General features: G+C 64.4%; 18 protein-coding genes. 15 read left to right on the top strand and 3 right to left on the bottom strand.

The window, feature by feature from the left end; all coding sequences use genetic code 11:
- Positions 1 to 129: 129 nt before the first annotated feature.
- Positions 130 to 2,559, top strand: a complete 2,430-nt coding sequence (locus ABWP89_RS03705) for a TonB-dependent receptor (protein WP_353227324.1) — start codon at positions 130 to 132, stop codon at positions 2,557 to 2,559.
- Positions 2,560 to 2,813: 254 nt separating this feature from the next.
- Here the strand turns inward: ABWP89_RS03705 and ABWP89_RS03710 are convergent, their stop codons facing one another.
- Positions 2,814 to 4,505, bottom strand: coding sequence for an FAD-dependent oxidoreductase (locus ABWP89_RS03710; RefSeq protein WP_353227325.1), 1,692 nt, complete (start codon positions 4,503 to 4,505; stop codon positions 2,814 to 2,816).
- Positions 4,506 to 4,672: 167 nt separating this feature from the next.
- Between ABWP89_RS03710 and ABWP89_RS03715 the strand changes: the two genes are divergently transcribed.
- From ABWP89_RS03715 to estDL136, 9 genes are read left to right on the top strand one after another with little or no spacing between them, the layout of a single operon-like run.
- Entirely contained in the window at positions 4,673 to 5,434 is a 762-nt protein-coding gene (locus tag ABWP89_RS03715; protein WP_353227327.1) for an SDR family NAD(P)-dependent oxidoreductase, read from the top strand.
- A gap of 16 nt (positions 5,435 to 5,450) precedes the next feature.
- Complete coding sequence (locus ABWP89_RS03720) at positions 5,451 to 6,167, top strand: EthD domain-containing protein (RefSeq protein WP_353227328.1); 717 nt, start codon at positions 5,451 to 5,453, stop codon at positions 6,165 to 6,167.
- 6 nt (positions 6,168 to 6,173) lie between these two features.
- On the top strand, positions 6,174 to 7,064 hold the full coding sequence (locus ABWP89_RS03725; RefSeq protein ID WP_353227329.1) for a helix-turn-helix transcriptional regulator: 891 nt from the start codon (positions 6,174 to 6,176) through the stop codon (positions 7,062 to 7,064).
- Between the two features lie 20 nt (positions 7,065 to 7,084).
- Entirely contained in the window at positions 7,085 to 7,957 is an 873-nt protein-coding gene (locus ABWP89_RS03730; RefSeq protein ID WP_353227330.1) for an SDR family NAD(P)-dependent oxidoreductase, read from the top strand.
- A gap of 2 nt (positions 7,958 to 7,959) precedes the next feature.
- Entirely contained in the window at positions 7,960 to 8,829 is an 870-nt protein-coding gene (locus ABWP89_RS03735; RefSeq protein WP_353227332.1) for an SDR family NAD(P)-dependent oxidoreductase, read from the top strand.
- Positions 8,826 to 9,260 carry a nuclear transport factor 2 family protein gene (locus tag ABWP89_RS03740; protein WP_353227333.1) on the top strand — a complete coding sequence of 145 codons (435 nt, stop codon included), beginning with the start codon at positions 8,826 to 8,828 and terminating at the stop codon, positions 9,258 to 9,260. Before ABWP89_RS03735 ends, ABWP89_RS03740 begins: the two co-directional genes overlap by 4 nt.
- Positions 9,257 to 10,072, top strand: a complete 816-nt coding sequence (locus tag ABWP89_RS03745; protein ID WP_353227335.1) for an SDR family NAD(P)-dependent oxidoreductase — start codon at positions 9,257 to 9,259, stop codon at positions 10,070 to 10,072. Before ABWP89_RS03740 ends, ABWP89_RS03745 begins: the two co-directional genes overlap by 4 nt.
- Positions 10,069 to 10,974 carry an NAD-dependent epimerase/dehydratase family protein gene (locus tag ABWP89_RS03750; RefSeq protein WP_353227336.1) on the top strand — a complete coding sequence of 302 codons (906 nt, stop codon included), beginning with the start codon at positions 10,069 to 10,071 and terminating at the stop codon, positions 10,972 to 10,974. Before ABWP89_RS03745 ends, ABWP89_RS03750 begins: the two co-directional genes overlap by 4 nt.
- 23 nt (positions 10,975 to 10,997) lie before the next feature.
- Positions 10,998 to 11,930, top strand: a complete 933-nt coding sequence (gene estDL136, locus ABWP89_RS03755; protein ID WP_353227337.1) for a chloramphenicol hydrolase — start codon at positions 10,998 to 11,000, stop codon at positions 11,928 to 11,930.
- A gap of 45 nt (positions 11,931 to 11,975) precedes the next feature.
- Here estDL136 and ABWP89_RS03760 read toward each other — a convergent pair whose 3' ends face one another.
- Positions 11,976 to 12,743 carry an SDR family NAD(P)-dependent oxidoreductase gene (locus ABWP89_RS03760; protein WP_353227339.1) on the bottom strand — a complete coding sequence of 256 codons (768 nt, stop codon included), beginning with the start codon at positions 12,741 to 12,743 and terminating at the stop codon, positions 11,976 to 11,978.
- Positions 12,744 to 12,983: 240 nt separating this feature from the next.
- Here ABWP89_RS03760 and ABWP89_RS03765 point away from each other — a divergent pair, with 240 nt between their 5' ends.
- Positions 12,984 to 13,829, top strand: coding sequence for a hypothetical protein (locus ABWP89_RS03765; RefSeq protein WP_353227341.1), 846 nt, complete (start codon positions 12,984 to 12,986; stop codon positions 13,827 to 13,829).
- Positions 13,826 to 15,565 (top strand): N-acyl-D-amino-acid deacylase family protein, encoded by a 1,740-nt coding sequence (locus ABWP89_RS03770; protein WP_353227342.1) that lies wholly within the window; start codon positions 13,826 to 13,828, stop codon positions 15,563 to 15,565. The genes ABWP89_RS03765 and ABWP89_RS03770 overlap by 4 nt, the downstream gene beginning before the upstream one ends.
- 169 nt (positions 15,566 to 15,734) lie before the next feature.
- Here ABWP89_RS03770 and ABWP89_RS03775 read toward each other — a convergent pair whose 3' ends face one another.
- Complete coding sequence (locus tag ABWP89_RS03775) at positions 15,735 to 16,238, bottom strand: nuclear transport factor 2 family protein (protein ID WP_353227343.1); 504 nt, start codon at positions 16,236 to 16,238, stop codon at positions 15,735 to 15,737.
- Positions 16,239 to 16,430: 192 nt separating this feature from the next.
- Between ABWP89_RS03775 and ABWP89_RS03780 the strand changes: the two genes are divergently transcribed.
- From ABWP89_RS03780 to ABWP89_RS03790, 3 genes are read left to right on the top strand one after another with little or no spacing between them, the layout of a single operon-like run.
- Positions 16,431 to 17,510 (top strand): zinc-dependent alcohol dehydrogenase, encoded by a 1,080-nt coding sequence (locus ABWP89_RS03780; RefSeq protein ID WP_353227344.1) that lies wholly within the window; start codon positions 16,431 to 16,433, stop codon positions 17,508 to 17,510.
- A complete protein-coding gene (locus ABWP89_RS03785) occupies positions 17,507 to 18,775 on the top strand; it encodes a sulfotransferase family protein (RefSeq protein WP_353227346.1) in 1,269 nt (422 codons plus the stop codon). The genes ABWP89_RS03780 and ABWP89_RS03785 overlap by 4 nt, the downstream gene beginning before the upstream one ends.
- A 2-nt stretch (positions 18,776 to 18,777) precedes the next feature.
- Positions 18,778 to 19,995 (top strand): DUF1214 domain-containing protein, encoded by a 1,218-nt coding sequence (locus tag ABWP89_RS03790; RefSeq protein ID WP_353227347.1) that lies wholly within the window; start codon positions 18,778 to 18,780, stop codon positions 19,993 to 19,995.
- The last annotated feature ends 3 nt before the right edge of the window (positions 19,996 to 19,998 follow it).

The raw sequence follows: 19,998 nt of genomic DNA on the forward strand, positions 1-19,998 counted from the left end.
TCGAATTGCTGATGATAGTGGCCCGGCCGGCGCATGTGGCGTCCGGCCGGGCTTTGCGCAGGGGCGTGACGGTACGCAGACCAATACCAAAAAACGCAAAATGCGTTACCATACGGGAGAGAGAATATCATGAAGAGCAGCGTTTTGCGCCGTCCCCTGCTGCACGTTTCGGCCATGGCGCTTGCCGCCGCCGGGGCAGTCACGATCCTGCCCACCGTAGCGCGCGCCGATGCGGCACCGGCCGCCGCGGCCGATGCCCCGCCAACCGTATCGGAAATCATCGTCACCGCGCAGCGGCGCGAAGAAAGCATCCAGAAGGTGCCGGTGGCGGTGACCGCGATCGGCGCCCAGGCGTTGCGTGACCTGCGCGTCAGCAGCGTGCGCGACATTGCCGGGCTGGCGCCGGGCCTGGAAATGAACACCCAGGGGCAGCAGTCAAACCCCACGATCATCATTCGCGGGATTGCGTCGGGCACGTCGAGCAATTCGGTCGACCCCAAGGTCGGGATCTATATCGACGGCGTCTATATCGGCCGCGCGGTCGGATCGCTGCTCGATTTTTCGGATATCGAACGGCTGGAAGTGTTGCGCGGGCCACAGGGCACGCTGTTTGGCCGCAACGCCACCTCGGGCGCGATTTCGATCACCACCGCCGCGCCAAAGGGCGAATTGGGCGCGCGCGCCAGCCTGTCGGTTGGCAATTACAACGCGACCCGGGCCAAGCTGTCGGTAGATCTGCCCAAAATCGGGCCGTTTTCGGTGCGATTGTCCTATTTGCATGACCAGATCGATGGCGATGTCACCAATACGCTGGCCGGCAAGGGGCTGAATATTGCGTTGCGCGCACCGGAATTCGGCACGCAGAAATATGTCGCCAAGCTGGGCAATCGCAAGGTTGACGGCGGACAGATCGCAGTGCGCGGCGATTTTGGCGATGTGACCGCCGATTACCGGTTTGACTATACCAATTCCAACGCCAGCGGCCGCGCCATGCAATCGCTGGGGGTAATTCCCGATGCATCGGGCCAGTTGCTGGCGCCGATCGTGGCGCTGCAGCCCTACTTTGGCGGCACCGAAAATCCGGGCACCAATGGTCCGCTCAGTTCAGTGGCGGCGGCAACCAGCAACGAACATACCGTAACCCAGGGCCACAGCCTGACGCTCAACTGGCATGTCGGGACAGGCATTTCGATCAAGAGCATCACCGCCTATCGCCAGTTCCGGCAAGACCCGGTGATCTTTGACCTGGGTTCGGCGGGTGGCTTGCGCTTTACCTTTCAACAGCTGGGCGCGCTGATCACACCGGGCCTGACGGATGCACAACGGCAGGCGGGGCTGTTCAACCCGGCCAACATCCCCACCTCCAATGACTATTTCTTTCCTCTGCTGACCGCGCGCGCGACCAGCCAGAACCAGTTCAGCCAGGAACTGCAGTTTCAAATCGCGCGTGATGCCTATCAGCTGACCGCCGGTCTGTTCTATTTCTCTGAAAGGGCGCCCGGCACCGAAGTGCTCGGCATTCTGGAACCGACCCCGTCGGCAACCATCGTGCCCAGCCCGCTGGACAATGTGTTCGGCAGCGGGCTGACGCGCACCTACAGCCAGAACTATTCGGTTGCGTCGTACGCACAACTGACCTGGCATCTGGCACCCACGCTCGACCTGACCGGGGGTGTCCGCGGCACGTTTGACAAGCGGCATTTGCGCATCGACGTGATCTCGGCCGCGCAGGGTGGGTCATTGGGGGTCGGCGACTATCGCCTCGCCTATTCGCGCGCGACCTATACCGGCATTCTGGCCTGGCATCCCGATCCGGCATCGAATTTCTATGCCAAAATATCGTCGGGCTATGTTGCAGGTGGTATCCTCAGCGGCATTCCCTATCGCCCGGAAAACCTCACCGCCTATGAACTGGGCAGCAAGACGCAGTTCTTCAACAACCGGCTGCGGTTGAACCTGTCGGCGTTTTACAACGATTACGCCGATCTGCAGACGCAGAACTTCATCAACGGCAAACAGTTCTTTGACAACGCCGGCAAGGCCAAGATCAAGGGCGTGGAGGCCGAGGCCGAAATCGCCGTGGTGCAGGGCCTGAATCTGTCGGGCAGCATGTCCTATACCGATTTCACCTACAAGACGTTCGTGCTCAACGGCACCGATGTCGCGGCCTATGCGCGCCCGACCTATTTCTCCAACTGGACCGGGCGCGCTGCGGCGGTCTACAATTCGCCAGAACTGGGCCACAGCGGCGCGCATATCAGCGGGCTGGTCGAAGGGCGCTATCGCAGTTCCTATTACCTGACCTCCACCCCGCTCAGGAACGTGCTGACTGGGGCCGCGGTGCTGGAGGATAAAAACAAGCAGAGCGGGTACTGGGTGGTCAACGGCCGCCTGGGGCTGGCTGATCTCGCCGTCGGCGGGGCAAAGCTCTCGCTGTCGGCCTATGGCGATAACGTGTTCAACAAACGCTATATCAGCTTTGGCGCGCCGGTCCTGCTGTTCACCGGGACCTATGACCGGGGCCGGACGTTTGGCGTCGAACTGGGCGCAAGTTTTTAATTGAGGCCCGGAACTGCCCGGTCTTTACCCGCCGGGCAGTGATCCGCAAACTGCATGGGCCGGGATCGCATGAGGGCGATCCCGGCCCGTTTTTTTTGAAGCAGGTGGATCAATGAGAGTTAACAAAGCCCCTCCCCTTCAGGGGAGGGGTTGGGGTGGGGCCTCTCCACTGGCGCCAAGCTTTGTTGCACGGCCCCACCCCCGGCCCCTCCCCTGAAGGGGAGGGGGGAGAGTAATCAGTGTTACAAAGGCTTTCAATCATTCGCCCCGGTCAGATCGCGCGCGGCGATATAGCCAAAGGTCATGGCCGGGCCGATGGTGACCCCTGCCCCGGGATAGCTTTCCCCCATCGACGATGCGGCATTGTTGCCGACCGCATAGAGCCCGGGCAGCGGATTGCCCTGTTCATCAACCACTTGCGCACGGGCATTGGTGGTCAGCCCGCCGTTGGTGCCGATGTCGCCGGGATAGATCGGCATGGCATAAAACGGCGCATCGGTCAGCGGGCGCAGGCACGGGTTGGGCTGGTGGCGATAATCTCCGTACATCTTGTCATAGGCCGCTTCGCCGCGATGAAATTCGGGGTCCTGGCCCTGGGCCGCGCCGGCGTTGAAACGGTTGACGGTCACCGTCAGCGTTGCCGGATCAACCCCCATCGCCTGGGCCAGTTCGGACAAAGTCCGGCCTTTTTTCATGATCTTGCGCACGCCCGATGATTGCAGCCAGTCGGGCACCAGCGGCAGCAGCGGCCCCATCGGAAAATCCCGACGGTACCGCGCGTCAAACACCATCCAGCTGGGGCTGGCATCGCCATGTTCGGCATGGCGGCGGGCCATCTGTTGCCCGACGATATGGTATGACGCCGCTTCGTTCAAATAGCGCTGCCCGGTCTGGTTGACCATGATGCACCCGGGCAGCGCGCGCTCGATTGTCACCAGCCGACCGCGGTCTTCGCCAGGGACATAGAACACCGGCGCGGCCCACGCCGATTGCATGTTCATGGTGGCGGCACCGGCCGCGGCGCCGGCACGGATGGCATCGCCGGTGTTGCTGGGCACCCCGCCCGACAGAGTGGCATTGCGATACAACGGCGCATTGGCGTCGCGCATCGCCTGGTTCTTGTCAAAGCCACCGGCCGCCAGCACCACGCCCTTGCGCGCGCGAATGCGCATGGTCTGCCCGTTGCGCTGCACCACGACGCCAACAATCCGCCCGTCTTCGCGCACCAGTTCCTGCATCCCGGTCGACAGCCACAGCGGCACGCCAGCCTGGTTGAGCGCCAGCCGCAGCCCGCCGGTCAGCGCATTGCCCAATGTCAGCCGGCGATCCTTGCGCGAGGAAAAGCGGAACGGCCAGTCGAACCAGTATTTGGCCATGATCTGCGTCAGACCCTTGGCCCAGCCCTTTGTGCGATAGAGCAGCAGATAGGTTTCGGCGAAAGTCCAGTTGAGATAGCCGAACAGGCTGGCCGCGGGCGAGGGAAAGCGCTGCGTCTTCAGATCGTCGCCCAGCAGTTTCCCATCGAACAGTTCGGGCAGATGGGTGCGAAAACCGGTGGTCGATCCCCCCGGATTTTCGGCATGATAATCGGGATAGGGCTGCGCAGTATAGACCACCGGCGTGTGCGCGGTCACCCAGCGCAGCATCGATGCAGCATTGTCGACATAGGCGCGGATATTGGCATCGGGCACATTGGGCGCCGACAGCGCGCGCACATAGCGGAACGCATCGTCCAGATTGTCCTCAAACCCCGCCGCGCGCGCCTGATCGCTGCCGGGAATCCAGATCCCGCCGCCCGATGTGGCGCTGGTGCCGCCCCATAGCGCCGCCTTTTCAATGATCAGCACGTCAGCGCGGTTTTTAGCCGCGACCAGCGCGGTCAGCAGCCCGCCCGCGCCCGAACCGACCACCACCACATCGACTTCTTTGTCCCAATTGCCGGTCATGCCTACCCTGTCTGTCTGCGATGTCTTTCAGCGATCCGGCGGCAATGCGCCATTTCGGAATTCATCATCCCAATTTTGTCACGCAAAGTTCGCCCCTGCTTGCCATCCTGTCAACTCCATGCGTAGAATGTGCGCAAATAATCTACGAACACTATAAAGGGAGAGTCATGGCTGAGCTTTCGGGCAAAGTAGCGCTGATTACCGGCGCAGGGCAAGGCATTGGCGAGGGAGTCGCATGCGCCATGGCCGGCGCCGGCGCTGCCGTGGTGGTGACCGGGCGCACGCTGGCAAAGGTGGAACAGACCGCCGCGATGATACGCGAACGTGGCGGCACCGCGCTGGCGCTGGCCTGCAATGTCAAAAGTGCCGACGATCTGGCCGCCGCGGTCGATCGCACCGTGGCGGAGTTCGGCGGGATCGACGTGCTGGTCAACAACGCGCAGGAAGTGCCGCTGGGCAAGCTGGACGACGTGACCGACGACGCGTTTATGGCCGGGTTCGAATCCGGGCCCTTGGCAACCTTCCGGCTGATGAAACTGGCGCGCCCGCACCTGGTGGCGCGCGGCGGGGGCACGATTTTCAACTTCTGTTCGTCCGCCGGCATACGCTGGGACATGTCTGGCTATGGCGCCTATGCTGCGGTGAAACAGGCGATCCGGTCGCTGACCCGCGCGGCGGCGGCGGAATGGGGTGGTGAAGGCATTCGCGTGCTGACCATCGCGCCGCATGCCGAATCGCCCGGCCTGAAATGGTGGATCGAAAACAACCCGGAAGAAGCGCAGGCGTTTTTCCGCACGATCCCCCTTGGTCGTGTGGGTTCGCTGGAACAGGATATCGGCCGCGCGCTGGTGGCGCTGTGCGGTAGCGATCTGGCCTATCTGACCGGGGCGACCATCCCGCTTGATGGCGGTCAGGCCAACTTCGACTAAGCGAGGGTCTGCGACGATGGAAAAGGTCATTGCCGCGCTGTGGGCACCTGCCGGCCAGCCGCGCGAGGAATTTGGCGCAAAGGTGCTGGCCACGCTGCCCGATGCGCTGATCGCGGCGGGGGCGTGCCACGTGCGGATCAATGTGCGCGATGCGGCGGTATTGCCGGGTGATCCGCTGGTGCAATCGTGGCAGGCGCCGCAACAGGCGGCGATCGCGCAATTCTGGTTGCCATCGGCCAATGCGCGGTTCCGTGTTGCCATCGACGCCGCGCTGGCCGCGCACAGCGCACGCTTTGCGCTGTGGCTGGTGGCGGAATCGACGATCATCGCCAACACCGCGCACTCCGCTGAACCGGGCATGCGTACTTGGGGCTGGAGCCAGGCGAGTTTTATCACGTTCCGCTCCGACATCAGCCGCGCCGCCGCGATCGACCATTGGCATGGCCACCACACCCGCGTGGCGATCGAAACGCAATCCAATTTCGAATATGTGCAGAACCTGATCGTGCGGCCGCTGACCACCGATGCACCGGCCTATGACGCGTTTGTGGAGGAATGCTTTCCGCTGTCCGCGCTGGACCAGCCCGCGGTGTTTTTCGATGCGGTGGGCAATCAGCCCAAGTTCGACGCCAATCTGGCGGCAATGATGGACAGCTGCCAGGCCTTTATCGATTTCGCCCGCGTGGATGTCATCCCGACATCCCAGTTCGATTTTGCGCATCGGGACGTGTAACCGGCGATGGACCTGACCCCGACCATTCTTGCCCGGATGCACACGCCGGCCGGCTGCGCCGAACTGGTTGAATGGCATTGGCCGACCACGCTGGATTTTACCCGCACCGAAGACTCGCTGATGATCGAGATGTCGTTGCCGCCGCTGGCCGCCGAGGCGTCTGCCTGTCTGAGCGAGCTTGATCCGGCGCGGCGCTGCCACATGGGCACGCTGTTTGCGCGCTGGCCAGGGATCATGGTCAGCGGCCGATCCGAAGGCGGGCATATCCGCGTGGTGCGCTGTGTGTTTGCGCCCGATCGCGCGCGCGCGCTGATGGCGGGGCACCATGCGCCCTCGCCCACATTTCTCAAATCGCTGCTGGCAATCCGCAACGAAGGTTTGCGCGCGCTGATGCATCTGTTGCGCCGCGAATTGGTCAACCCCGTCGACCGGTCCGAACCGGCCATCGCCGCGCTGACAGAGCTGATTGCGATCGAATTCGGGCGGCTGATCGCGCGTCCGGCTCAACCGCTGGTGACCGGGCGGCTGGCCGCGTGGCAATTCCGTCGCATCCGCGAACGGATCGGCCGTGCCGGTGCGGTGCCCAGCGTGGCCGAGCTGGCCGCGCTGTGCGGCATCAGCGTGCGGCACCTGCACCGCCAGTTCTTTGCGCTGACCGGGGCGACGGTGGCCGACTATATTGAAAACGCGCGGATCGAACAGGCCAAGCGCCTGCTGTATGGCCACGGGGATCTGATCAAGGGGCCGATCAAGATGCCGATCAAGGCGATCGCAGAGGCCTGCGGCTTTGCCCATGCCAACAGCTTTGCGCGCGCCTTTCGCCGATCGACCGGGCTGACCCCGATGGCGTTTCGCCAGCGCGGGCAAGACGCCCCGCCACCCCTGACCACGCATTGAAGCCGAAAGGATACCACCACATGACCCATTCCAGAGTTGCGCTTGTTACAGGCGCCAGCCGCGGCGCCGGGGCAGGCATTGCCCGGGGCTTTGGCGAACTGGGCTATACCGTCTATGTTACCGGCCGCACGATCACGCCCGGCGATGCGCGCGGCTGGGACGGATCGGTGCTGCCGGGCACGGTTGCGGAAACCGCGGCGAAGGTCACCGCATTGGGAGGCAAAGGCATTCCGCTGGTATGCGACCATTCGGACGATGAGGCTGTCGCGCGGGTGTTTGAGCAAATCGCTGCAGAGGCCGGCCGGTTGGACGTGCTGGTCAACAATGCCGCGTTCATGCACCACCAGTTGATCGAGAAAAAGCCGTTCTGGGAAAAGGAGCTGGCCGCGCAAAACATCCTCGATGTCGGTTTGCGGTCGGCCTATGTGGCCAGCTGGCACGCGGCGAAAATGATGGTGGCGCAAGGGTCGGGCGCGATCGCCATGACCAGCTCGTTTGGCGCCAGCTGCTATATGCACGGGCCGGCCTATGGCGCGCAAAAGGCCGGGCTGGACAAGCTGGCGCATGACATGGAACACGATCTGCGCGGCACCGGGGTGATCGCGGTGTCGCTGTGGCTGGGCATGCAGGTGACCGAACGGTCGCAGATTGCCGCCGGCACCAATCCGGAACAGTACGAAGGGTTCCTGGCCATGGCCGAAAACCCCGAATTTTCCGCCCACGTGATCGATGCCATCGATCGCGCGCCCAACCGTGACGCGCTGTCGGGCGAAACGCTGATCGTGGCGGAAATCGCGCAGACCCTGGGCATTACCGATCGCGGCAAACAGCCACCGTCGCACCGCGCCATGCTGGGGCACCCGCGCGACAAAAACCCCGCGGCGGTGTACTGACCATGGCCGCCACCACCAGCGCCGATCTGCACGGTGCACTTAATTTTTCAGGCAAGACCGTGCTGGTTACCGGCGGTGGCGTGGGCATCGGCCGCGCCATTGCCGAGGCATTCGCAGGTGCCGGCGCGCGGCTGGTGATTGCCGAAATCGATCCCGACCGCGCCAATGCGGTCGAAGCCGCGCTACCCGACGCCCGCGTCATCCGCTGCGACGTGCTGAAACGCGGCGTTCCGGCGATGCTGGCCGAACGCATCGCCGGGGAAACCGGGCAGCTGGACGTGCTGGTGAACAATGTCGGGCATTTTCTGCACGCCAAGCCGTTTGCGACGATGGACGAGGACGAGATCGACGCGGTGCTCGATGTCAACCTGGGCCAGCTGATGCGCATGACCCGCGCGATGCTGCCCCTGCTGCGCAAGGCCGCGCCGGGTTCGTCGATCATCAACGTCAGTTCGATCGAGGCGTTTCGCGGCATTCCCAATTGCGCGGTCTATGCCGCGGCCAAGGCCGGGATCACCGGCCTGACCAAAAGCCTGGCGCTGGAATTGGGGCCCGAAGGCATCCGCATCAACGACATTGCGCCCGAAACCACCGACACCCCGCAAGTCGCGCTCGATTACATGATCCCGCCCGAAAACCGCGCGCATGAAGAACGCTGGATTCCGCTGGGCCGGTTTGGTCGGCCGGCCGATTGCGCGGGCGCGGCGCTGTACCTGGCCAGCCCGCTGGCCAGCTGGGTGACCGGCACCGCGATCCATGTCGATGGCGGCGCGCTGGCCGCATCGGGCTGGTACCGCACGCCACAGGGCGAATGGTCGAACGTGCCGCTGATTACCGGCAATGGCCTGGTCATTCCGGGGTCGGCGGCATGAGCGCGGCCGATCTCGCTGGCCTGCGCGCAGCAGCCGAAACTTATGCCTGGGGCGCTGACCGCCGTGACAAGGCCGCGTGGCGCGCAGTCATGACCGATGATGTCGAAATTGTCGGGCCGGGCTTTGCGATCACCGGGCTGGAGGCCAATCTGGGCTCGATCGACCACCTCGCCCATGCCTTTGTCGCCACCCGCCATGTGGTGCACGATATCGATGCGGTGATCGACGGCGACACTGCGCGTGGCGAAACGCGGAGCACTGCAGAGCACCGCATCGCCGGCACCGACGGCACCGATACCCTGCTGGTCTGGGCAATCCGCTATCAGGACACCTGGCGCCGCGATGGCGCAGAGTGGCGCTTTGCCCGCCGCGAACTGGTGGTGGATTGGGAAGAGCTGCGCACCGTGCGCAATGTCGGGGGCGGCGCATGACCGGGTTGGCACTGGCGGGGCAAACCGCATTTGTCACCGGTGCGACCGGCGCGATTGCAGAGGCGTGCGCGCTGCAACTGGCGCGTGATGGCGCGCGGCTGATGCTGATGGCGCGCCGCGCCGACGGGCTGGATGCCACCATGGCCCGCATCCGGCAGGCAGTGCCGGGCGCAGTTGTGCACGGGTTTGTCGGCGATGCCATGGATGAAGCAGCGGTGCGCGCGGCGTTGCAGGCCGCGCACGACCTGGCCGACCGGCTGGATGTGGCGTTTGCCACGGTCGGCGGCGGCGGGTTCAAACCGCTGATCGAACACACCGCGTCGGATTTACGCGATGCCTTTGACATGAATGTGGTTTCGACGTTTTCGGTGATTGCCGGGGCGGCACCGCTGATGCGCCCGGGCGGATCGATCGTGTGCCTGTCATCGGGTGCGGCGGTGCTGACCTTTCGCCACCTGACCGCCTATCACGTGGCCAAGGCCGCATTGGAAGGATTGGTGCGCATGGCCGCGGACGAGCTGGGGCCATCGGGCATTCGCGTCAATGCGATCCGCCCCGGTCTGACCCGGTCGGGCGCCACGCAGGCCATGTTCGACGGCGGCGCGACCCCCGCGTTCCTGCCCGAATATCCACTGGGGCGGCTGGGCGAAGCGCACGACATGGCCGGCGCGGTGCGGTTTCTGGCCGGGCCGGAATCTGCCTGGGTGACCGGGCAAATGATCGCCGTCGATGGCGGCAACCTGTTGCGCCGCAGCCCCGATCTGGCGCCGCTGCCACCTGCCAACCCCCGTTATCAAGGGAATACGCCATGAAAGTTCTTGTTGTCGGTGGAACCGGCGCACTGGGGGGCCATGCCGCCCTGCATCTGGCCGACGCCGGCCACGATGTCACCATCACCGGTCGGGGTGAAGGCGCACATCCCGCCACGCCGCTGGCTGACCTTGCCTATCTGCGCGGCGATTATGTGGCGGGGGATTTCACGCCCGACCGGCTGACGGGGTTTGACTGGGTGGTGTTTGCCGCCGGCAACGACCCGCGCCATGTGCCGCCGGGTGAGGATTTTGGCGAATGGCTGATCCGCGCCAACCATGTCGCGCTGCCCGCATTCTTTGCCGCCGCGCGCGAAGCCGGGGTGTCGCGCGCGGTTCAACTGGGCAGTTTCTATGCGCAGGCCGCGCCGGAACTGGTGGCGGGCAATGTCTATATCCAGTCACGCCTGGCCGCGTGCGAAGGCGCGCACGCGGAAAGCCGCCCCGGTTTTGACGTGATCAGCGTGAATGCGCCATTCATGGTCGGCACCGTGCCCGGGCTGCCCTCGGCGATTTTCGAACCCTATACGCAGTGGGCCAAGGGGCTGATCCCGATCCCGGCCTATGCGCCGACCGGGGGCACCAATTTCATGTCGTTCCGGTCGCTGTCGCAGGCGATCGAGGGCGCGCTGGAACGTGGTGAGCCGGGCAAGGCCTATCTGGTGGGCGATGAAAACCTGTCGTTCGCGCAGTATTTTCAGCTGTTCTTTGACGCTGTCGGGCGCAGCGATGTGCATGTCGAGGCGCTGGACCAGGAATTGCCGCTGCTGCCCGATGTGGCAATCCCGCAAGGACGCGGCAATTTCATCCGCTATGAACCCGACACTGGCGAAACCGCGCTGCTGGGCTATCAACGGCACGATGTTGCCGACGCCGTGCGCACGGTCGTCGCGCAATTCGGGTAATCAGACAGGGAAGAAGGCTGACCATGACACTCAATCCGCAAGTCGAGGCACTGCTCGGCATGTTCGCGCAGATGCCGCCGGTGGACCTCGCCACGATCACCGCGCCCGAAATGCGCGCGGCCAACGATCGGCCGATGGCGATGGGCCCCCCGCCCGAAGTGGCGCAGGTCCGCGACCTGAGCATCGATCTGCCCGGGCGCACGCTGGCAGCGCGGCTGTATGTCCCGGCCGATGCGGGTGAAAATCCGCCGCTGCTGGTCTATTACCATGGCGGCGGCTGGGTGGTCGGCACGATCGACACGCACGATGGCACCTGCCGCGCAATTGCGCGCGCCAGCGGTGCCGCGGTGCTGTCGGTCGGGTATCGGCTGGCCCCGGAAGCGCCGTTTCCCGCGTCGCTGGACGATTGTCATGATGCACTGGTGTGGGCGCATGACCATGCCGCAGATCTGGGCATCGATGCGACGCGGCTGGCGGTGGCCGGCGACAGCGCCGGGGGCAACCTGGCCGCTGCGGTGGCGATCCGGGTGCGCGATCATGGCGGCCCGGCGTTACGCCACCAGTTGCTGATCTATCCGGTGACCGACACCGACTTTACCCGCGCGTCCTATGGCGAAAATGGCGCCGGCAACTATTTCCTGTCCACCGCGATGATGGAATGGTTCTGGCAACAGTACATTGGCGATCTGGCGCAGGGCCATGTCGATGGGGCGACGGTGCTGCACACCGGCGACCTGGCCGGTCTGCCATCGGCCACGGTGATCATGGCCGAATATGACCCGTTGCGCGATGAAGGCGTGGCCTATGCCGAACGGCTGAGCGCGGCGGGCAACCCGGTCCATGCCGAAGTTGCGCCAGGCATGATCCACGGCTTTTTTTCGATGTTTGAATTCGTGACCGACGCGCTGCCGCATATCGACGCTGCGGGTGCGCGGTTAAGGGCGGCACTTGCCTGACCAAGACCTGCCGTTGCGCCGGGTTCCCGGCGCAACGGCAAAGGTTCAGACGGCGGTGGCGCCGCCATCGACCACCATGGCATGGCCGGTGACAAAGCTGGCAGCGGGCGAACACAACCAGACCACCGCCTCCGCAATTTCCTGCGCGGTGCCCATGCGGCCCATCGGCGTCATGCCATCGATGATCGCCTTCATCGCCGGATCGGCGGTCAGCGGCGCGGTCATCGGCGTTTCGATCACCCCGGGGCAGATGGCGTTGACGCGAATGCCGGCCTGCGCCCAGCGCAAGGCGCCATGGCGGGCCAGTCCGACCACGCCGTGCTTGGCCGCGACATAGGCCGGTTGCCCGCCATTGCCGACCAGCCCGTTGATTGACGCGGTGTTGACGATCGCCCCGCCGCCGCGCGGCAGCATCACCGCCGCTTCTTCACGCATGCAGCGCATCACGCCCGACAGGTTGATGCCCATGTTGCGTTCCCAGATCGCATCATCGTATTCGTCATCGCCCAGCCGGTTGATCCCGGCGTTGTTGAACGCACAATCAAGCCCGCCAAAACGGTCAACCGCGGCGGCGACCATCACCTTGACCTCATCCGCCTGGGACACATCGCAGCGGAAAAAGCTGGCCTTGCCGCCGGCCGCCGCAATCATTGCGACCGTTTCGGCGCCGCCATCGGCGTTTACATCGCTGACCAGCACGCTGGCACCCGATCGCGCAAACACCAGCGCAGTCGCCCGGCCGATGCCGCCGCTGCCGCCGGTAACCAGTGCGACTTTGCCCGCCAGTCCATAGTCGATGCCCAAATTGCCCACAGCCAGAATCCTCTCGTTTTTCGTAACCATCTGCTTAGCGTGTCACGCAAAAGAAGGTCAACAGTTGAACTCAATCGCCTAATGCGAAGATTTCGGCGATCAGCCATAACTGTCCCGTTGCTTGCCGGGCGATCGTGGGTTACCGTTCCCCCACAGGACGGCGGCCATGCCAGAACCGCCGCCTGGCAGCGATCGGACGCTCTGGCAGGCACCGATCGATTGTGCCCAGAGGAGCCCGTCTTGGTCGATGTCCCCTATCTCGCGCGCGGCTGGGTGCCGGTGGAAACGCCGTCCAGCGTGCTGGTATCGTCATCAAAATATCTCAACAACCCGGCGTTGCGCGAATGGCTGGCGATGATCCTGCTGCGCCGCAACGGGCCGGACATGCCGCCACCGGCGGAAATGTACGAATTTCTGCCGATCCTCGATGCGTTGCGCGATCATGACCATATCGAGGCGATGTTTACGCAGGAACGGCGCGAAAACCCCGCGCTTGACGCATGGTTTCGCGAAGGATTTGTGTCGAACTACAAAATCGCCGATTTTGCGCAATATGCGCCCGGGTCGCTAGGCGGCATCCTTTATGCGCAGATGACCGGCGGCCATTACGAATTGCAAATCGTGCCGTGGAGCGAGCCCAGGACCCAGTTGCAGTTTTACAACCTGCGGTCGGGGCAGACGCATGATTTCGAACATATCCTGACCGGCGGCGGGTTCAATTTCATGGGGGAACTGGTGCCCTATTGGTACCGGCTGACCAACGTGTTCAAATTTATCCGCAATCCCGAACTGGCCGCCGAACTCAGCATGATCCAGATTTTTGGGTCGCTGCGCTATACCGTCCGCACCATGCTGCACTATCCACAGGTCTGGCCGACCTGCGTCGATGCCATCCAGCGCGGCATGCACGTGGGGCAGCAAAGCGATGCGCTGTTCATGGCGCGGCTGGAGGACTATTTCCACCTGCCGCTGGCCGAGGCACGCGCCGCGCTGGGCGTGCGTGGCGCGGTGGATGCCGACACCGATGCCGCCGGCGCGTTCTGGGCCGAACGCGGGCCGCTGCCCGCCGCGATGGAGCAAGCATGATGCACGCCGATCTGCTGATCACCGGGGGATTGATCGTCGATGGCGCGGGGGGCGCGCCCGTGATCGGCGATGTCGCGCTGGTCGGTGACCGCATTGCCTATGTCGGCCCGCTTTTTGGCGGAACCGCTGCGGAAACCATCAACGCCAGCGGGCGCGTGGTCACACCCGGCTTTGTCGACATCCACACGCATTATGATGGCCAGGCGATCTGGGGCGAAGAAATGGCGCCCAGTTCCAGCCATGGCGTCACCACCGTGGTGATGGGCAACTGCGGCGTCGGCTTTGCCCCCTGCCGGCACGATGATCACGACGCGTTGATCCGCCTGATGGAAGGAGTAGAGGACATTCCCGGCGTGGTGATGGCCGCCGGCCTGCCGTGGGACTGGCAGACGTTCCCCGAATACCTGGCCGCGCTGGAGGCCCGGCCGCGCGATATCGATGTGGCTGCGCTACTGCCGCACAGCCCCTTGCGCGTGTGGGTGATGGGGAGCCGCGCGATCGACCGCGAACCGGCGACTCCTGCCGATCTGGCGGAAATGCGCCGCATTGCCGGCGAAGCGATCGCGGCAGGTGCCATCGGCTTTGCCACCAGCCGGCTCAACATTCACCGCACCAAGGCCGGCGAGCTGATCCCGACCTACGGCGCCGATCTGGACGAGCTGAAGGCGATTGCCGGCGCGCTGAGCGATGCGGGCACCGGCGTGTTGCAGGCGGTTCTCGATGCGCCGTTTTCCACCTGGGCCGAAGAACTGCACAAGCTGATCGCGGTGGCGGAAAGTGCCGGACGGCCGGCGACGTTTACCCTGGCCACCAGCAACAGCGGACCGCCGATCTGGCAGGACGCGCTGGCGGCGGTCGATGCCGCCAATGCGCGCGGGCTTCACATCTGGCCACAGATCCTGCCGCGCCCGATCGGCATGGTGTCGGGCTGGGCGCTGTCAACGCACGCGTTCTGCCTGTGCCCGACCTACCAGCCAATCGCCGGTCTGCCGCTGGCCGACCAATTGCCGTATTTGCGCGATCCGGCATTCCGCACGGCGGTGATTGCGGAAGCGCCGAACGATGGCCATCCCTTGTCGATGCTCACGCGAAACTGGAACTGGATGTTCCCGTTCGGCGATCCGCCGGTCTATGAACCCGCGCGCGATACCAGCATCGCCGCACTTGCGGAGGCGCAAGGCCGTTCGCCCGCAGAGGTTGCCTATGACACGATGCTGGACCGCGACGGACAGGGCCTGATCCTGAACACGCTGGGCAATTTCCACGAAGGCCGGCTGGATGCGCTGCTGCCGCTGATCCGCCGTGCCGATACGGTAATGGGCCTGGGCGATGGCGGAGCGCATTATGCCGCGATCTGCGACGCCAGCTATCCCACCTTCATGCTGACCTATTGGGTGCGCGACCGCGCGGGCGAACGGCTGTCACTGGCCGAGGCGGTGCATGCGCTGGCGGCCAAACCGGCCACTGTCATGGGCCTGCATGACCGGGGCATTCTGGCGCCGGGTTACAAGGCCGATGTGAATGTGATCAATCTCGATACGCTGGCACTGCACGCCCCGGTGGTGCGCTTCGATCTGCCGGGCGGGGGACGCCGGCTGGATCAGGCGGCGAGCGGCTATGTCGCGACCGTGGTCAATGGCCAGGTGATCCGCCGCGACGATGTGTCCACCGGCGCGCGACCGGGCAAAGTGGTGCGCGGGTCGCAGTGTGCGCCGGTTGATGCGGTGCTGGCCTGAATCACCGGCCACACAATGCATTGTAAAATAAGCTCTTCCCCTCAGGGGAAGGGTTGGGTAGGGGTGTCCGGCGCTGCGATGGCGCACAACAATTCGGCCCTTGGACACACCTCTCCAACCCCTCCCCTGAGGGGCGGGGCTCACGTTGGTCTAATCAAGCCATATTGCGTTAACCCGCAGGCGGTTCCGCCAGCACCAGCACGGTTACGCTGCCGTCTTCGCCGATTTGTTCGGTCAGCATCGATGTCACGCGGCTGACCGTTTCGGCGATCCACCAGCGGCCGTCCTGCCGGCGATAGATATCCTCGTATTCCACCACCAGCCGCACGATCTGGCGCGGGCCGGTCAGGATGGTGCGGAAATTGAGCGACCACAGCCCCTTCGCCTCGTCCGGCCCGGTCAGGTCGATTTCCGAATTGGTGGCATGGTGCAGGTCATAGACGCCGCCCTGGCAGGCCATCTGTTCATAAATCGCGACAAAGGCATCGCGGTCGGTAAATTCGGGGAAGTTCTGAAAGGCAATGCGCACCCCGGTGGGCAGGAAACAGTCGCGCACCTGTTCCACCAGTTTCAGGTCGCAGGCGCGCAGATAGCGCGATTTCAGCGTGCGGATCGCCTCCTTGTCTTCCAGCGCAGCAAGACGGGCGGCAAGGTCCTCGATCGTGGCAGGCATGATTCTCTCCCGGCGGGTGAAGGGCGTTGTTTGCCCCGATGCTGCGATTCAGTGTAGCCAGCGGCGTTTCGTTACGCAAATAAAAGCCACATTGCGCTAAACGCTGCCGATTTGCGGTGATTTTCGCCACCGCATCGCTATATTCCTTGGCAACACGGTGCCACCAAGGCGCCTGACGATGGGAGAGCGAATGTGACTCTGGCGGTATATCCGCATGCTGCGCCCGGAATCATGCCTGCAACCATGATCGCCGCGCGCATCCATGCCCCCGGCGATGTCCGGCTCGAACCGATTGCAGTGCCGGTGCCCGCAGCGGGCGAAGTGCTGGTGCGGGTCGCGGCCTGCGGCATTTGCGGCAGCGATCTGGGCTATATTGCCAAGGGCAGCCTTGATGGCGTCCATCCGCTGACCGCACCGCTGCCGATCGGGCACGAATTTGCCGGAACCGTGGTGGCCGTTGGCGAAGGCGTTGCGGGCGTGGCGCCGGGAATGCGCGTCGCGGTCAATCCCGACCGGGCCTATATCGGTGGCGGCGGGCCCGATGGGGCGATGGCGCCCTATATTCGCGTGAGCGCGGCAAAGATCGGCGACACGCTGTTTCCCCTGCCCGATCACGTGACCTTTGCGCAAGCCGCGCTGGCGGAACCGTTGTCGGTCGCGCTGCATGGCCTGCGCATGGTGCGCGCCACGGCGGCCGACACGGTGGCCATTCTGGGCGCCGGGCCGATCGGGCTGTGCGCGGTGGCCATGTTGCAGCACCTGGGTGCGCGGCACATCGCGATCTTTGACCGGGTGGACAGCCGGCTCGACCGCGCCCGCGCGCTGGGCGCTGATCTGGCGGTGAACATCGAACGCGAAACACTGCCCGCCGCGCTGGCGCGGTTTCACGGTGCAGGCGACCGGTTTGGCGTGCCGTTCGTGGGCACCGATGTGTTTGTCGATGCCGCAGGGTCTGGCCCCGCGCTTGCACAAGTGATCGGCCATGCCAAAAAGGGCGCGCGGATCGCGGTGATCGCCCTGCACAAGGCGCCGCTGCCGATCGACCTGTTCCATCTGATGGCCAACGAGATCACGCTGGCCGGGGCAATTGCCGATGATCGCGCGCCCGAATTTGCCGAGGCGATCGCGATGATCGCCGCCAATGCCGCAGCGCTTGGCCCTCTGATCAGCCACAGTTTTCGGTTTGACCAGTTTGCCGAGGCGCTGACCGTCGCGGCCGACGCAGACCAAGCGGCCAAAGTCATGCTGACATTTCCGGACACAGCGGCATGACCGACATTGTCATCAACGACATGGCCGACCCGGTGCTGACCCCTGGCCTGATCGCCGCGCGCGAAGGGCCAGCCGATTTTCCCGACTATCTGACCCCTGAACAGGTGGTCGAACGCGCCTGCGCGCAAACCGGGCTGAGCCACTTCGGCAGCGACGGCGCGGGCGGAACCGAGGGTCTGTTCACGCGCCTGCGCGTCACGCTGCAATCACTGTACGAAGACGACGGGCTGACGCGTGGCGGGCGGATCACCATTGTCGGCAACGCGGTGCGCGCGCTGGCCAACCGGTTGCGGATCGAAGATTGCGTGAAACGCCACCCCGAAATCCTGGATATCCCCATCGAACGCCCGATTTTCATCGCCGGGCTGCCACGGTCGGGCACCACCCACCTGGTCAACTGGCTGGCACGCGATGACCGGCTCAATTCACTGACGCTGTGGGAATCCGAAGAGCCGGTGCCCGCGGTGGCGATGGCACCGGGCGAAGTCGATCCGCGGCTGGCGCGATCGGCGCAAGTCTGGGCGGAATTTGGCGCATTGCTGCCGCACATGGCGGCGATGCATGAGATGTCTGCCACCGGCATCCATGAAGACAACGAGCTGATGTTCATGGATCTCAATTGCTACAGCTGGGAATTTCAGGCCCGCCTGCCGCGCTGGATCGACCACTATTTCGCGCACGACCGCACCGGGTCCTATGCCTATGAAAAGAAGGTGCTGCAGGTGCTGTCGTGGTCCCGGGGGCCATCGGGGCGCCGGCGCTGGCTGTTGAAATCGCCGCAGCACATGGAAAATCTGGCGGCGATCCATGCGGTGTTTCCCGATGCGACGATGGTGGTGACCCATCGCGATCCGGTTGATGTGCTGCGGTCGCTGACCACCATGCTGGGCTATTCCGACCGCATCCGCCGCCAGCCGACCGACCCTGTGGGGCTGGCAGCGCACTGGATCGACCGGATCGAGCGCCTGTTGCGTGCCTGTGTGGCAACGCGCGATGTGTGGACGCCAGACCAATCAATCGACGTGCTGTTTCATCAATACATGGCCGATCAGCCGGGTATGGCGCGCGCGATTTATGATCGTGCAGACTTGCCGCTGACCCCCGCGGTGGAAGGTCGGCTGGACGGCTATCTGGCGGAAAACCCGCGTCACGCGCAAGGCCGGGTGATCTATGATCTGGAGGGCACGTTCGGTGTCGATCTGGCCGCGCTGCGGCGGCGCTTCGCATTCTATTACGACCGCTTTTCCGTGCGACAGGAGGATTAGCGATGGACCGGCATGACATGGCGCGCGCACGGCTGAATTCCGGGCAGGCGTGGGATGATTTCTGCGACACGCTGAAACTGGCCGGGCGGCACATCGCGGCCATCGATGGCCCGCTGTCTGACCTTGATCGCGCCGAATGGTACCGGTTCATGACCCGGTTGGCGCGGTCGAGCATGGAGCGCCTGATTGAAAATGCCGAACCGACCCGGCCGCGGTTGCGCGACATGGTCTGGCGGCAGTCGATCAACGTGCAGACGGTCGACCAGGACCACCTGATGTGCCAGTTTGATCAGGCGCGCGATTACCGCATTACCGGCACACGCGGCACGATCCCCTATTTCGTGATGGCGGTGCTAACCTGCCCCGCGCCCGATGCGCCAGGCGCAGAAGACTGGGCCTCCCAAGGTTTTGAGGGCCTTGCCCGGTTTGATCCCAGCAATCTGAAAACCACCGGATTTCTGGCCAGCCAGCAGATCGCCGTGGCCGACGATGGCTCATTCGAAGTGATCCTGTCGCAAAACGACCCCGGTCCAGGGCATGCCTGGCTGAAACTGACGCCCGCCACCAATTGCATCCTGATCCGCCTGACCTGGCGCGACCGCGCGCACGACATTGCGCCGGCTATGACGATCGAACGCCTGGACCATGCTGCGCCCGAACCGGTCACCCCGGCGCTGATTGCCGATGGCCTGGCTTGGACCGGGCAGGCCGTGCTGGGCTACGCCGAACTGGTGCGCAATTGGTGGCAGGGCAATCAGGGCAATTTTGCGGCAAAGCTGAACCGGCTGGATTACAGCCGCGCGCAATATCTGTCGAACGGCGGCGTGCCCGACCGCCATGTCGCGTTTGGCGGCTGGGAAAAGCGTCTGGACGAGGCGCTGGTGCTGGAATTCACGCCGCCGCCTTGTGAATACTGGAATTTCCAGCTGTGCAACATGTGGCAGGAAAACCTGGATACGTTTGAGGATGGCAATGGCTGGATCAACAACAGCCGCCATCACGCCGAACCCGATGGCCGGGTGCGCGTGGTGATTGCCGAACGCGACCCCGGGATCGGCGGGAACTGGATCAATTCCTATGGCCATGAACGCGGCATCTGGGGGCTGCGGCTGGTGCAGACCACGCAGACCGTGCCGATCATGCTGTGGCGGGTGCCGTTGGCAGACATTGGCGCGCTTGATCCCGGCACGGCCGTGCTGACCGGCCAGTTTGTGGATTGAGCG

The organism is Novosphingobium sp. (genome assembly GCF_040398825.1).
Lineage (GTDB): Bacteria > Pseudomonadota > Alphaproteobacteria > Sphingomonadales > Sphingomonadaceae > Novosphingobium.

Coding starts and splice junctions, on each gene's coding strand:
- ABWP89_RS03705 (WP_353227324.1), top strand. CDS start 130: ATGAAGAGCAGCGTTTTGCGCCGTCCCCTGCTGCACGTTTCGGCCATG.
- ABWP89_RS03710 (WP_353227325.1), bottom strand. CDS start 4,505: ATGACCGGCAATTGGGACAAAGAAGTCGATGTGGTGGTGGTCGGTTCG.
- ABWP89_RS03715 (WP_353227327.1), top strand. CDS start 4,673: ATGGCTGAGCTTTCGGGCAAAGTAGCGCTGATTACCGGCGCAGGGCAA.
- ABWP89_RS03720 (WP_353227328.1), top strand. CDS start 5,451: ATGGAAAAGGTCATTGCCGCGCTGTGGGCACCTGCCGGCCAGCCGCGC.
- ABWP89_RS03725 (WP_353227329.1), top strand. CDS start 6,174: ATGGACCTGACCCCGACCATTCTTGCCCGGATGCACACGCCGGCCGGC.
- ABWP89_RS03730 (WP_353227330.1), top strand. CDS start 7,085: ATGACCCATTCCAGAGTTGCGCTTGTTACAGGCGCCAGCCGCGGCGCC.
- ABWP89_RS03735 (WP_353227332.1), top strand. CDS start 7,960: ATGGCCGCCACCACCAGCGCCGATCTGCACGGTGCACTTAATTTTTCA.
- ABWP89_RS03740 (WP_353227333.1), top strand. CDS start 8,826: ATGAGCGCGGCCGATCTCGCTGGCCTGCGCGCAGCAGCCGAAACTTAT.
- ABWP89_RS03745 (WP_353227335.1), top strand. CDS start 9,257: ATGACCGGGTTGGCACTGGCGGGGCAAACCGCATTTGTCACCGGTGCG.
- ABWP89_RS03750 (WP_353227336.1), top strand. CDS start 10,069: ATGAAAGTTCTTGTTGTCGGTGGAACCGGCGCACTGGGGGGCCATGCC.
- estDL136 (WP_353227337.1), top strand. CDS start 10,998: ATGACACTCAATCCGCAAGTCGAGGCACTGCTCGGCATGTTCGCGCAG.
- ABWP89_RS03770 (WP_353227342.1), top strand. CDS start 13,826: ATGATGCACGCCGATCTGCTGATCACCGGGGGATTGATCGTCGATGGC.
- ABWP89_RS03775 (WP_353227343.1), bottom strand. CDS start 16,238: ATGCCTGCCACGATCGAGGACCTTGCCGCCCGTCTTGCTGCGCTGGAA.
- ABWP89_RS03785 (WP_353227346.1), top strand. CDS start 17,507: ATGACCGACATTGTCATCAACGACATGGCCGACCCGGTGCTGACCCCT.
- ABWP89_RS03790 (WP_353227347.1), top strand. CDS start 18,778: ATGGACCGGCATGACATGGCGCGCGCACGGCTGAATTCCGGGCAGGCG.